At 68.3% G+C, this 12,368-nt stretch carries 16 protein-coding genes; 10 read left to right on the top strand and 6 right to left on the bottom strand.

Going from position 1 to position 12,368, the window contains the following annotated elements; all coding sequences use genetic code 11:
* The first annotated feature begins 388 nt into the window (after positions 1-388).
* The 3 genes from E2493_RS04570 to E2493_RS04580 all read left to right on the top strand — a co-directional run bounded on the left by E2493_RS04570 (position 389) and on the right by E2493_RS04580 (position 2,571).
* Positions 389-571 carry a PspC domain-containing protein gene (locus E2493_RS04570; protein WP_135084170.1) on the top strand — a complete coding sequence of 61 codons (183 nt, stop codon included), beginning with the start codon at positions 389-391 and terminating at the stop codon, positions 569-571.
* A gap of 233 nt (positions 572-804) precedes the next feature.
* A complete protein-coding gene (locus E2493_RS04575) occupies positions 805-1,197 on the top strand; it encodes an META domain-containing protein (RefSeq protein WP_135084172.1) in 393 nt (130 codons plus the stop codon).
* A gap of 9 nt (positions 1,198-1,206) precedes the next feature.
* Positions 1,207-2,571: a dicarboxylate/amino acid:cation symporter gene (locus E2493_RS04580; protein ID WP_135084174.1), complete on the top strand. Its 1,365-nt coding sequence runs from the start codon at positions 1,207-1,209 to the stop codon at positions 2,569-2,571.
* Here E2493_RS04580 and E2493_RS04585 read toward each other — a convergent pair.
* Positions 2,558-3,019: a DUF2721 domain-containing protein gene (locus tag E2493_RS04585; protein ID WP_135084176.1), complete on the bottom strand. Its 462-nt coding sequence runs from the start codon at positions 3,017-3,019 to the stop codon at positions 2,558-2,560. The genes E2493_RS04580 and E2493_RS04585 overlap by 14 nt on opposite strands.
* Positions 3,020-3,239: 220 nt before the next feature.
* Between E2493_RS04585 and E2493_RS04590 the strand changes: the two genes are divergently transcribed.
* The 3 genes from E2493_RS04590 to E2493_RS04600 are packed head-to-tail and all read left to right on the top strand — an operon-like array spanning position 3,240 to position 5,880.
* Positions 3,240-3,590, top strand: a complete 351-nt coding sequence (locus tag E2493_RS04590; protein WP_135084178.1) for a Na+/H+ antiporter NhaA — start codon at positions 3,240-3,242, stop codon at positions 3,588-3,590.
* Positions 3,587-4,876 (top strand): hypothetical protein, encoded by a 1,290-nt coding sequence (locus tag E2493_RS04595; RefSeq protein ID WP_135084180.1) that lies wholly within the window; start codon positions 3,587-3,589, stop codon positions 4,874-4,876. The genes E2493_RS04590 and E2493_RS04595 overlap by 4 nt, the downstream gene beginning before the upstream one ends.
* Positions 4,876-5,880, top strand: a complete 1,005-nt coding sequence (locus tag E2493_RS04600; protein WP_135084182.1) for a histone deacetylase family protein — start codon at positions 4,876-4,878, stop codon at positions 5,878-5,880. Before E2493_RS04595 ends, E2493_RS04600 begins: the two co-directional genes overlap by 1 nt.
* A gap of 6 nt (positions 5,881-5,886) precedes the next feature.
* On the opposite strand, the gene E2493_RS04605 is transcribed toward E2493_RS04600, so the two are convergent.
* A complete protein-coding gene (locus E2493_RS04605; RefSeq protein ID WP_135084184.1) occupies positions 5,887-6,711 on the bottom strand; it encodes a sterol desaturase family protein in 825 nt (274 codons plus the stop codon).
* Between the two features lie 142 nt (positions 6,712-6,853).
* Between E2493_RS04605 and E2493_RS04610 the strand changes: the two genes are divergently transcribed.
* The 3 genes from E2493_RS04610 to E2493_RS04620 are packed head-to-tail and all read left to right on the top strand — an operon-like array spanning position 6,854 to position 8,334.
* Positions 6,854-7,036: a hypothetical protein gene (locus tag E2493_RS04610; protein WP_135084186.1), complete on the top strand. Its 183-nt coding sequence runs from the start codon at positions 6,854-6,856 to the stop codon at positions 7,034-7,036.
* 7 nt (positions 7,037-7,043) lie between these two features.
* The gene (locus E2493_RS04615; protein ID WP_135084188.1) at positions 7,044-7,877 is read left to right on the top strand and encodes an archaeosortase/exosortase family protein; all 834 of its coding nucleotides are present in this window, start codon (positions 7,044-7,046) and stop codon (positions 7,875-7,877) included.
* Complete coding sequence (locus tag E2493_RS04620; protein WP_135084190.1) at positions 7,855-8,334, top strand: hypothetical protein; 480 nt, start codon at positions 7,855-7,857, stop codon at positions 8,332-8,334. Before E2493_RS04615 ends, E2493_RS04620 begins: the two co-directional genes overlap by 23 nt.
* On the opposite strand, the gene E2493_RS04625 is transcribed toward E2493_RS04620, so the two are convergent.
* The 4 genes from E2493_RS04625 to E2493_RS04640 form a co-directional block, all read right to left on the bottom strand.
* Positions 8,335-9,267, bottom strand: coding sequence for an electron transfer flavoprotein subunit alpha/FixB family protein (locus E2493_RS04625; protein WP_135084192.1), 933 nt, complete (start codon positions 9,265-9,267; stop codon positions 8,335-8,337).
* A complete protein-coding gene (locus E2493_RS04630) occupies positions 9,264-10,013 on the bottom strand; it encodes an electron transfer flavoprotein subunit beta/FixA family protein (protein ID WP_135084194.1) in 750 nt (249 codons plus the stop codon). Before E2493_RS04630 ends, E2493_RS04625 begins: the two co-directional genes overlap by 4 nt.
* 235 nt (positions 10,014-10,248) lie before the next feature.
* A complete protein-coding gene (gene sucC / locus E2493_RS04635) occupies positions 10,249-11,448 on the bottom strand; it encodes an ADP-forming succinate--CoA ligase subunit beta (RefSeq protein ID WP_135084196.1) in 1,200 nt (399 codons plus the stop codon).
* Between the two features lie 79 nt (positions 11,449-11,527).
* A complete protein-coding gene (locus E2493_RS04640) occupies positions 11,528-11,842 on the bottom strand; it encodes a hypothetical protein (protein ID WP_135084198.1) in 315 nt (104 codons plus the stop codon).
* 82 nt (positions 11,843-11,924) lie between these two features.
* Between E2493_RS04640 and E2493_RS21070 the strand changes: the two genes are divergently transcribed.
* Positions 11,925-12,365, top strand: coding sequence for a hypothetical protein (locus E2493_RS21070; RefSeq protein WP_167737384.1), 441 nt, complete (start codon positions 11,925-11,927; stop codon positions 12,363-12,365).
* The last annotated feature ends 3 nt before the right edge of the window (positions 12,366-12,368 follow it).

Genomic DNA, 12,368 nt, shown 5'->3' on the forward strand with positions numbered 1-12,368 from the left:
AGCGTCCGCTTCTGGAGCGGCGCGTCGCACGCGGACACTCTCGTCCGATAACGAACACCAATTGTCGGGAAGCTTTGCTGATAGTTGGCGCGCAGATTTCTGCGCTATTCGCCCCCTTCATCAGAAAAGCGCAGTTTTCCGCCATACGTACAATTTGGCATGGTCGGTGCAATGTTTCCGATACCAACGGCCGCTAGGGGCCCGCGGACCAAAAAGGGAGCAAGACCATGACCTTCAATTCGAACCTTCAGCAGCTCGCCATCTCGGCCATCGGCGCCCTCTTCGCCGCCTCGCTGTTCATCACCGCCGCCGTCGGACCGGCCGGTCAGTTCATCTGACCGCCGGCTCCGCCGAGCCACTGGATCCACTTCATTCTAGGATCATTGCCATGTCGTCCTTCGCTCTCGACAAATCGAACGCCAGGATCATGGGCGTCTGCTCCGGGCTCGCCCGCAGCACCGGTATCGACCTCACGCTGATCCGCGTTGTCGCGGTTCTCGTCACCCTGGCGGTCAGCGGCATCACGCTGCCGCTCTACCTGATCGCCGGCCTGGTCGCGCCCCAGCGCTGAACCGGCCGCGGGCGGCCGCGCCGCCCTGCCAACCGATCCCCGCCAGAGCGGGCAAAGCAAGGAGGCGGCCTTGGACGCAGTCTATCGCGCCTGGATGAAGCGCCTCCAGCTGTTCCTCGCGACCCGGCCGCGGCCGGCGTCAGACCCGGAGCGAACCCCCGCCTGACCTCCGCCTGGCGCGTCGCTGCGACAGACCGCTTGCGGTACGCGGGGGTTTCCCCGAGGATGCGCCGATGCGTGCATTCCTTCTCCTTCCGCTTCTTCTCGCCGCCGGCTGTGCCGGGCCCGGCCTTCCGCGTCTCGGCAGCGGCGAGTTCGTCGCCAGTGACGTCAACGGCGTGCCGATCGTCGGCGGCACCCGCCTGACCCTGGTCCTTGGCGAGGACGGCCAGGCCAGCGGCAACGGCGGCTGCAACAGCTTCACCACCACGTACAGGCTGCAGTCGCAGGAGCGGATCGACTTCGGGCCGATCGCATCGACCCGAATGGCCTGCGCACCCGATCGGATGGAGCAGGAGACCCGCTATTTCGCCATCCTCGACGCGGCGGGCAGCTACAGCGTCTACGGCAGCGGCGCCGTCTCGATCATCGCGCCCGACGGGCGGGCGATCCGCTTCCGGCGCTAGGCTCGTCGCGTGGTCGCGGCGCGCGCCGGCCGTCCCTTCTGGCGGACGCTCTACTTTCAGGTCCTGGTCGGTATCGCCCTCGGCGTCCTCACCGGCTGGCTGTTCCCGAAGACGGGGCAGGCGCTGAAGCCGCTCGGCGACGGCTTCATCAAACTGGTCAAGATGATCATCTCGCCGGTGATCTTCCTCACCGTCGTCACCGGCATTGCCGGCATGTCGGACCTCAAGGCCTTCGGCCGGGTCGGGGCGAAGGCGATGGCCTATTTCCTCACCTTCTCGACCCTTGCGCTCGCCGTCGGGTTGATCGTGGCCAACATCGTCCGCCCCGGCGACGGGCTGAACATCGATCCTGCCAGCCTCGATGCCCACGCCGTGGCGACCTATGTCGGCAAGGCGAAGGAGCAGAGCGTCACCGGATTCCTGCTCCACATCATCCCCGACACGCTGGCCAGCGCCTTCACCTCCGGTGAGATCCTCCAAGTCCTGTTCGTCGCCATCCTGTTCGGAATCGCCCTGGCGATGCTCGACGCGCGAGGCGAGCGATTCCTCGGCACGCTGCGAACCCTGACCGCGATCGTCTTCCGTATCGTCCACATCCTGATGTACGCGGCCCCGATCGGCGCATTCGGGACGATGGCGTTCACGATCGGCGCTTATGGCATCGGCACGCTCGCCAATCTGGCGGGGCTGATCGCGACCTTCTATCTCACCTCCTTGCTGTTCGTGGTCGTCGTGCTCGGCCTCGTCGCGCGCGCCGCCGGATTCTCGCTCCTCGGCCTCGTCCGCTACATCAAGGACGAGCTGCTGCTCGTCCTCGGCACCTCCTCGTCCGAAAGCGCGATGCCGCTTCTCATGGAGAAACTGGAGCGCGCGGGCTGCCCCAAGCCGATCGTCGGCCTGGTCGTGCCGACCGGCTATTCGTTCAACCTCGACGGCACCAACATCTACATGTCGCTGGCGGCGCTGTTCATCGCCCAGGCGACCAACACCGAGCTCAGCCTCGCCGACCAGCTGCTGCTGATGGCGGTGGCGATCCTGAGCTCCAAAGGGGCCGCCGGAGTGACCGGCTCCGGCTTCATCGTGCTGGCGGCGACACTCTCGGTGGTGCCGGCGGTGCCGGTCGCCGGCATGGCGCTGATCCTCGGCGTCGACCGCTTCATGAGCGAGTGCCGGGCGCTGACCAATTTCACCGGCAACGCGGTCGCGACCATCGTCGTCGCGCGCTGGGAGGGCGCGCTCGACCTCGCACGGCTTCGCGCCGCCTTCGCCGGCGCAGGCGGGGACCTTAGCGAGGCCGAGAGCGACGCGCTGCAGATCGAGGGACGGAGCGACGTGACCCCGGCCGCTGCCCGCGAGGATCTCAGCGGCGCTTGATCGGCAGATGCTCGCTGCGGATGCGGATAGCGCTCATCGCCAGGCGGATCTCCCAGAGGAAGAGGATCAGGCCGATGATCAGGAACAGCATTGCCGTGATGAACAGCAAGGCCACCGGCGTGCCGAACTTGATCTCGGCGAGATCGGCGACGAACAGCAGGGCGACCACCAGGCAGACGAAGAGGGCGCTGGCCGTGCAGGCGCTGATCGCGTGATTGACGACGTGCATGCGGCGATCGAGCAGACCGAGCTCGCTCGAGGCGCGATCGCGATGATCCGGCTGGAAGTCGGCGAACTCGGCCTCGAGTGCGCGCGCCCGATCGACGACGCGGGCGAGGCGCTGGGCCAGAACGTTGAGGATCGCGCCGATGCCGGCGAGCAGGAAGACCGGCGCGATCGCGAGCTGGATGAGGTGGGCGATCTGCGAGACGGGCGTGGTCTGATCCATCGCATGATCTGAGCGGATCGGGGCGCGAAGATCAACCGCGCGATCTCTCGTCGCGCCCTGCGCGGCCTTCCTCCATCGGACGACTGCGGCTGGAGGCTCGGGATGGCCGCAACCCGGTCCTCGGCCGCGTCGGCGCTGCGCGTCTTTCTGAGCTCGGAAGCGGCGGGGGCCTGGTGCCGATGGCGGCGGCCGCGCTTGCCATGATCGTCGCCAGCTCGGGCTGTTCGTCGGCAAGCAGACGGGCATCTTCGGCGCGGTATGGCCCTGCGTGCGGCTCGGCTTCGCGCGCCGGCTGCGCGGCGCCACCTGGATGCAGGTCTGGAGCGTCGACCTGCTCTGCGCCATCGGCTTCACGATGGGCCTCTTGATCGGCGGCCTCTCCTTCCCCGGCGAGCCGGAGCGGGCGGAGGAAGCCAAGATCGGCATATTGGCGGGATCGTTCCTCTCCACCCTCGCCGGCTGGGCGATGCTGCGGCTTGCCCCGTGCGCGCCGAGTCTGCAGGATGAGGAGGAACGACAGAACGCCGAGATCGCCGGCGACGGCGACGTCATGGGGTTGGAGGAACGATGAGGGTTCTGCTGGCGCTGCTGGCGGCGGCCCTGCTGAGCGGGTGCGTCGCGCACCGGCCGGCAGGCGACAGCCTGGACGAGATTGCCAAGGACTATGTCCAGCTGCAGCTGGAGATCGGCGAGCGCGAGCCCGGGTATGTCGACGCTTATTATGGGCCGGCCGAGTGGCAGGACGCGGCCAAGGCCGCACCGCGATCCCTCACCGAGCTCGCCACGGCGGCCGCGGACCTGTCGCGGCGCACCAAGGCGCTGGACGCCGGGCGGCTCGAGCGAATGGAGCAGCGACGCCGCGCCTTTCTGGCCGCCCAGCTGCGTGCCGCCGAGACCCGCCTCAGGATGCTGCGCGGCGAGAAGCTCCCCTTCGCGGACGAGGCCGAAGGCCTTTTCGGAGTCCGGCCGCAGCTGAAGCCGCTCGCCGATTACGATCCGATCCTCGCCCGGATCGAGAGCCTGGTGCCCGGCGCGGGTCCGCTCGCGGAGCGGGTGGATGCCTTCCAGGACCGTTTCGTCATTCCCAAGGATCGGCTGGAGCCGGTGTTCCGCGCCGCGATCGCCGAGTGCCGCCGCCGGACCGTGGCGCACATCCCGCTGCCCGCCGAGGAGCGCTTCACCCTGGAGTTCGTCACCGGCAAGAGCTGGTCGGGGTATAATTGGTACAAGGGCAACGCGACCAGCCTCATCCAGGTGAACACCGATCTGCCGATCCGCATCAGCCGGGCCGTCGATCTCGGCTGCCACGAAGGCTATCCGGGCCATCACGCCTACAACATGCTGCTCGAGCGGGAGCTGGCCAAGGAGCGCGGCTGGATCGAATATACCGTCTATCCGCTCTACTCGCCGCAATCGCTGATCGCGGAAGGATCGGCCAATTACGGCATCGAGCTCGCCTTCCCCGGTGAGGAGCGGCTCGCCTACGAGACCAGGGCGCTCTATCCGCTCGCCGGCCTGCCGACGACCGATGCCGCGCGCTATCTGGCGTTGCTCGAAGCGATGAAGGCGCTGGCCGGCGCCCGCTTCACGATCGCCGCCGACCTCCTAGAGGGGCGGATCGACAAGGCGGCGGCGGTCGGGCTCACCCAGAAATACCAGCTCGTCTCGCGCGCTCGGGCCGAACAGTCGATCGCGTTCACCGAGCAATATCGCTCCTACGTGATCAACTACGGGCTCGGGCAGGACATGGTGCGCGCCCATGTCGAAGGCGCGGGCGTGGGACCGGCCGAGCGCTGGCAGGCGATGGCCGCGATTCTCTCCGAGCCTACCCTTCCTACCGATCTGACGCCGCATTGATGCGCACCTTCCATTCCCCGCTGCAGCGCCGCCATGCGCCGGAAAAGGAGCTGCACAACGGCGCGTTCGTGCCCTTCGCCGAGCATCCCGGACGGATCGACGCCATCCTGGAGGCGCTCGGGCCGGCCGAGGCGCCGCGCGACCATGGCGAGGAGCCGATCCTTCGCATCCATCCCCGCGCCTATGTCGACTTCCTGAAGTCCGCCTTCGGCGAGTGGCGGGCGGCCGGGCGGCCGGGTGATGCCGGAGCCTATGTCTGGCCGGTGGTCGGGCGCCGGCCGCTCACGCTCGACCGCGTCGACGCCCGCCTCGGCCAATACAGTTACGACGCCAGCACGCCGATCGCCGAAGGAACGTGGGAGGGCAGCTATTGGTCGGTGCAGTCGGCCTTGTCCGGACTCGATGCGGTGCTCGGCGGTGAGGCCGCCGCCTTTGCTCTGTGCCGCCCGCCGGGCCATCATGCCGGCGCCGATTACATGGGCGGCTATTGCTATCTGAACGCCGCTGCGGTGGCCGCTGAAGTGGCCATCGCCGCCGGACGCCGGCGCGTCGCCATTCTCGACATCGACTATCATCACGGCAACGGCACCCAGGACATCTTCCTCGATCGCGGCGACGTCTTCTTCGCGTCGATCCATGCCGATCCGAAGACCGATTATCCCTTCTACTGGGGGCATGCCGACGAGCGGGGCATCGGCGCCGGCGAGGGCGCGACCCTGAACCTGCCGCTGCCCCGCGGTACGGCTTTTCCGGCGTTCGAGACGGCTCTCGAGCGCGCGCTGACGGCCATCGCCGGCTTCGATGCCGAGCTGCTGGTCTGCTCGTTCGGCGCCGATACCTTCGTCGGCGATCCGATCAGCTTCTTCGCACTGGAGACTGCGGACTATGCGCCGATCGCCCGCCGCATCGCCGGTCTCGGCCTGCCCACTCTGGTGGTCATGGAAGGCGGCTACGCCGTCGAGGCGCTCGGCGCCAACGTGAGGAGCGTCCTCAGCGGCTTCTGAGCGGCGTCACTCCGCTTGCGTGACGACGGGCCGCTCCTCCTGCGGGGCCTTGCGGCCGATCAGCGGGTCGCAAAGCTGGACCAGCAGATCGCCGGCGTGGCGATCGTCGGCTGGCCCGAGGCCGAAGCGGAGCCGCTGGACCGACGCATGAGGCAAGCGGCGATAGGTACCGAACACCCGGTCCCAGAGCGTCAGCGCATCGCCGTAATTGCTGTCCGTCTCCGGCTGATGGGCGGAGTGGTGGACGTGATGGAGGGCGGGCGTGAACAGCAGCACGCCAAGCAGCCGGTCCACCGGCTCCGCAAGCCGATGGTTGGCGTGCGACCACAAGGACAGAGCGGCGGCAGCGATCTCGTAGCCGGCAAGGGCGGCCGGCGACAGGCCCAACCCCGCAGCCAGCGCCGCCGCAGCGAGCGCGACATAGAGGACCTCGATCGGGTGATGGCGGAAGCCGGTCGAAAGATCGACGGCGGTGTCGCGATGGTGGACCCGATGGAACCGCCAGAGCAAGGGAACGCGATGGGCGAGCCGGTGCACGCCGTAGATCAGGAGGCTGCGCGCCGCGATGGTGAGAATCGCCGCGGCCACCGCCGGTACGCCCAGCGCGGGCAGCAAGCCGAAACCCTGCCCCCGGGCCCATTCGGCCGCGGCGACCGAGCCCAGCGGCAGCAGCAGGACCATCAGCAGATTGATCAGCCCCAGGCCGAAGTTGGTGAGGAGACGGCCACGGCGCTCCGGCTGTGCCCGATGGAGCGGCCGCAGCACCTCGAGCCCCGTCAGCAGCGCCAGCATCGCGAGGGCGCCGGCGATCGGCAGGGCGGCACGAAGCACGTCCCCGCTTCCTCCATCGATCCAGCCGCTCACATCTTCGTCCCCTCGCGGTCCGCCTTGGTCGCTTTCTCGCTTGATTCCTCTGGCCCCACAAGCAAGCTCTGCCGCGGCCGCTTCGGCCCAATATGTCAGGAGGAAAAGAATGGCGTCTCTCGCGAACACCATCCGTGCCGCGTCCCTTGTCGGCGTGACCGCCCTGGCGGCGGCCGGGCCGGCCTTTGCCGGCGTGACACCCACCCCGGCCCCCGTCCTCGCCGCCGGCGCGCCCGCGCTCGCCGTATTCGGCGCCGGCTATTATCTGATCCGGCGCATGCGCCGCCGCTAAGGCTTCGGTGACCATCGAAACGCTGCGGCCGGGCGAGCTCGGCCGCAGCCACCTCTTCTTCGGCGTCTGCCTGATCGCCACGCTCAACGGCTTCTTCGGCCATGCGCTGCGCGCGGTCGAGGAGCGCGGCATGGCCGCGGCGGCGATGGACCTGTTCGGGGTCAGCGCCATCCTCTGGGTCGCGCTGGCGGCGGGTCTCGCGCTCCTGGCGGGAGATGGGGATCGCCGGCCGCTGCGCCGCGAGGACCTGCCGATCGCCTTGCTCGCAGGCGGCGCCGCCCTGTTTCCCGCTGCGACCGCGAGCAGCGCCGCGCTGGCGCTCGTCGCCGTCTGGACGATCGCGACCAGTGCGCCGCGGGCGCCGCTTCGTCGCGCCGGCATCATCTTCCTCGCCATCACCGGCGCACTCTTGTGGGGGCGGCTGATGCTCGCGACCTTCAGCGGTCCGCTGCTCTCGGCCGACGCGCTGTTCGTCGCCAATCTGATCGGCGCCGAGCAGCAGGGCAATACGCTGTGGATCGGCGACCGCTGGAGCGGTATCGTCGTCGCGCCGGGCTGCTCGTCGATGCAGGGCATGTCCCTTGCGCTGGTCTTCTGGGCCAGCGTGAACCAATATTTCGACGTGCCGTTCGGCTGGCGCCCGGCGCTCTATTGCCTTGCCGCCCTTGCCGCAACGATCGCGGTCAACGTCCTGCGGATCGGGGCGATGCTTCGCTGGCCGGAGCATCTCGAGGAGATTCATCACGGCTGGGGCTACCACATCGCGATGTGGACGACCCTGCTGCTCGTCGTCGCCATATGCTTGTTCGGAGCGCGCCGTGCCGTCTTCCGTCCGCTTTAGGCTGATCGTCGGAGCCGCCCTGCTTCTCAGCCTGGGCGGCAAGGCGGCGCTGTCACGCACCGCGCCCGATGGCGGCAATGCCGATTTCGTCTCGGCCGCCGTCGACACTCTGCGGCAACAGGGCTTCGTCGTCACGCGCGAGGTCCGTCCGTTCGCCACCGTCATCCATGCGCAGCGCGGCGACTGCCGGCTGCTGGCCGCCGAATATCGAGCCCACGGCACCATGGCCGAGCCGCTCGCCGCGCTGGCGACACCCGTCGGGCCGCTGCGCTTCATCTGGCGGGGCGAGACACGGGAGGCGGCGCCTAAGATCGCGCCGCTGATGCACTTCTACGTCCGGCGCGAGCTGCGGCGAATCGGCTTCGCGCCGGACCATCTGCCGATCACGGCGGTGGCGGCGAGCCGCGGCTGCAAGGATCCGGTGGACTGGGGAGCGCTCGCGGCGCTCCCCGCCTGATCAGAGCTTCTCGGTCAGCTCCGGCACCAGCTTGAACAGATCGCCGACCAGGCCGATGTCGGCGACCTGGAAGATCGGCGCGTCCTCGTCCTTGTTGATCGCGACGATCAGCTTCGAATCCTTCATGCCGGCAAGGTGCTGGATCGCGCCGGAGATGCCGACGGCGACGTAGAGTTCCGGAGCGACGATCTTGCCGGTCTGGCCGACCTGATAATCGTTCGGCGCATAGCCCGCATCGACCGCCGCGCGGCTGGCGCCGACGGCCGCGCCGAGCTTGTCGGCCAGCGGATCGATATATTGGTGGAACTGCTCGGCCGAACCGAGGGCACGGCCGCCCGAAACGATGATCTTGGCGCTGGTCAGCTCCGGACGCTCCGAAGCGGCGATCTCGGCCCCGACGAAGCTCGACAGGCCTTGGTCACCCGCGCCCGAGACGCGCTCGACGGTCCCCGATCCGCCCTCGCGCGGCGCCTTGTCGAAGGCAGTGGCGCGCACCGTCAGCACCTTTTTCGCGTCCGAAGACTTCACCGTGGCGATCGCATTGCCCGCGTAGATCGGGCGGACGAACGTGTCCTCGCCCTCGATCGCGATGACGTCCGAGATCTGCATGACGTCGAGCAGCGCCGCGACACGGGGTGCGATGTTCTTGCCGGTCGTCGTCGCAGGCGCGACGAACGCATCGTGGCCTTCCATCAGCGAGACGGCGAGCGGCGCGACGTTCTCCGCCAGCTGATGGGCCAGCGACGCATCCTCGGCGAGGTGGACCTTGCCGACGCCCGCGATCCTCGCGGCGGCTTCGGCGACGGCGGCGGCACCCGCGTCGCCGGCGACGAGGAGGTGAACCTCGCCGAGGCTGGCGGCCGCGGTCACCGCGGAAAGCGTGGCGTCCTTCAGATCGCCATTCTCATGTTCGACGAGTACGAGGGTCTTCATCCGATCACTCCCACGGTCCGGAGGCGGTCGATCAGCTCGTCGACGGAGCCGACCTTGACGCCGGCTTCACGCTTCGACGGCTCGCGCACCTGCAAGGTCGTCAGGCGCGGCGCGATGTCGACCCCGTAATCGGCCGGGCTCTTGGTCGCGAGCGGCTTCGACTTCGCCTTCATGATGTTCGGCAGCGAGGCGTATCGCGGCTCGTTGAGGCGAAGATCGGTGGTGACGATCGCCGGCAGCTTCAGGCGCACCGTCTCGAGCCCGCCGTCGACCTCGCGGGTGACGCTGACCGCCTCGCCCTCCACCTCGACCTTCGACGCGAAGGTGCCCTGCGCCCAGCCGAGCAGCGCGGCGAGCATCTGGCCGGTCTGGTTGGAATCGTCGTCGATCGCCTGCTTGCCCAGGATCACCATGCCGGGCTGCTCCTCGGCCGCGATCTTGGTCAGGATCTTGGCGACGGCGAGCGGCTCGACATTGTCGTCGGTCTGGACGAGGATCGCGCGGTCGGCACCCATCGCGAGGGCGGTGCGCAGCGTCTCCTGCGCCTTCGCCGGACCGATCGACACGACGACGATCTCCGTCGCGACGCCCTTCTCCTTCAGGCGGATCGCTTCCTCGACCGCGATCTCGTCGAAGGGATTCATGCTCATCTTGACGTTGGCGAGATCGACGCCGGTGCCGTCGGCCTTGACCCGCGGCTTCACGTTATAGTCGATCACCCGCTTCACCGGGACGAGAAGCTTCATGCTGTCCTCTCCTCAAAAGCCCCCTCCCCTCGAGGGGGAGGGTTGCGCAGCCTTGGCGAGCCTCTTCGGCGAGCTTAGGCGAAGCTGGGAGGAGGTGACAGACGCGGCGAGTCACCGCCGACGGTGTCACCCTCTCCAACTCCCCTAGCTCAGCTTCGCTTCGCCAAGGCTTCGTGTCCTCCCCCATCCGGGAGAGAATGAACGCGACGCCAGTAGCTTGACCCTTACGTTAACGTCAAGCAGCGTCCTTCACCGCCGCGACGATCTTCTGGGCAGCGTCGCCGAGATCGTTCGCGGGGACGATGGCGAGGCCGGAATCGGCGAGGATCGCCTTGCCTTCCTCGACATTCGTGCCCTCCAGACGGACGACGAGCGGCACCTTGAGATCGACCTCGCGCGCCGCGGCGACGATTCCGTCGGCGATGATGTCGCAGCGCATGATGCCGCCGAAGATGTTGACGAGGATGCCCTTCACCGCAGGATCGGAGAGGATGATCTTGAACGCCGCGGTGACCTTCTCCTTGGACGCGCCGCCGCCGACGTCGAGGAAGTTGGCCGGGAAGGCGCCGTTCAGCTTGATGATGTCCATCGTCGCCATGGCGAGGCCGGCGCCGTTCACCATGCAGCCGATGTCGCCGTCGAGCTTGATGTAGGCCAGATCGTACTTGGACGCCTCGACCTCCATCGGATCCTCCTCGGTCTCGTCGCGCAGCGCCTCGACGTCCGGGTGGCGGAACAGGGCGTTCGAGTCGAAGCTCATCTTCGCGTCGAGGACCAGGAGCCGGCCGTCCTCGGTCTCGACCAGGGGATTGATCTCCAGCATCGCGCAGTCGAGCGCGAGGAACGCCTCGTAAAGCTTCTTCGCGAGCGCCTGGGCCTGCTTGTTGAGATCGCCCTGGAGCTTCAGCGCGAAGGCGAGGGCGCGTCCATGGTGCGGCATGAAGCCCTGCACCGGGTCGATCGTGATCGTCGTGATCCGCTCCGGCGTATCGTGGGCGACGGCCTCGATGTCCATGCCGCCCTCGGTCGAGACGACCATGGCGACGCGGCCGGTGGCCCGATCGACGAGTAGCGCCAGATAATATTCCTTGGCGATGTCGACGCCGTCGGTGACGTAGAGGCGGTTCACCTCCTTGCCCGCTTCGCCGGTCTGGATGGTGACCAGGGTCTTGCCCAGCATCTCCTCGGCGTTGGTGCGCACCTCGTCGACCGACTTGGCGAGGCGAACGCCGCCCTTGGCGTCCGGTCCGAGCTCCTTGAACTTGCCCTTGCCGCGGCCGCCGGCGTGGATCTGCGCCTTGACGACGTAGAGCGGCCCGGGAAGGCGGCCGGCTGCGGCGACGGCTTCCTCGACGGTGAGAGCGGCATGGCCGGCGGGAACGGGGATGCCGTGCTTGGCGAGCAGTTCCTTCGCCTGATATTCGTGGATGTTCATGGGGAGGGGAGCTTCCTCGTAAGGTGGAAGGGTTGGCGGCCCTTAAGCACAGGAGAGGGCGGAATCCAAGCGCACCGGCTCAGGTCGAAAGCGCGCAGCCCACCCCCGCCCGGGCGATCACGGCATAGACTTCCGGATCGAGATCGGAGCGATGGGCGAGAAGGAATGCGGGAAGCCCCATCTCCTTCGGCCGCTCGCCGGCCTTGTCCTTGAGCCGGCTGATGCTGCGCAGCTGCGCGATCGAGAGCTTGTCGACCATGCGCTCGGCGATGCAGCTCGAAACCGGCCTCGAGAGCCCGGCGTCGGTCAGTGCGGTCTCGATCCGGTTCTCCGCCACGGCCCCGCAGCCGGCGAGCGAGAGGCAGGCGGCGGCAGCAAGCAGGGCAGTGCGCATCATCTCTCCATTCCCGATCCGATTTCGAATAGCCGGCGATACGCTGCGGAACAACGCCGGCCCGGACCGATTGGATGCCGCGATGCCGACGAACCTCGCCGAATGGACGATCCGGATGGTGATGCTGGTCCTCGCCGGCCTCGTCACCCTGTCGATCCTCGGCTCGCTTGCCGCCGTGTCGAACGATGCCGCCTGGGCGCCGCGCGGCTTTTCCTCCGAACCGAACGAGGCCTCGACGCCTCCGTCTCAAGACCGCCCAGCCTCGCAGGTGCCCGAGAGCCAAATGGAGCGGACAGCCGAGCGGAACGCCGCTCCGCCGGCGTCCACCGAGGGCGGTGGCGTCCGGAGCCCGGCCTCGGCAACGCCGGCGGAGACCACCGGGCAGGACCGCTGGCTGGAGGCGATCGCTTATGCCTTGCTGGCCCTTGCGGGACTGCTCGCCCTTGCTATCCTCCTGCTCTGGCGGGGGCTTCGTCACATGCGCCGGATCGCCGACGCAGCCGAGGGGCGGCTGCGCTACTGAATC

The organism is Sphingomonas parva (ex Maeng et al. 2020) (assembly GCF_004564275.1).
Classification (GTDB): domain Bacteria; phylum Pseudomonadota; class Alphaproteobacteria; order Sphingomonadales; family Sphingomonadaceae; genus Allosphingosinicella; species Allosphingosinicella parva.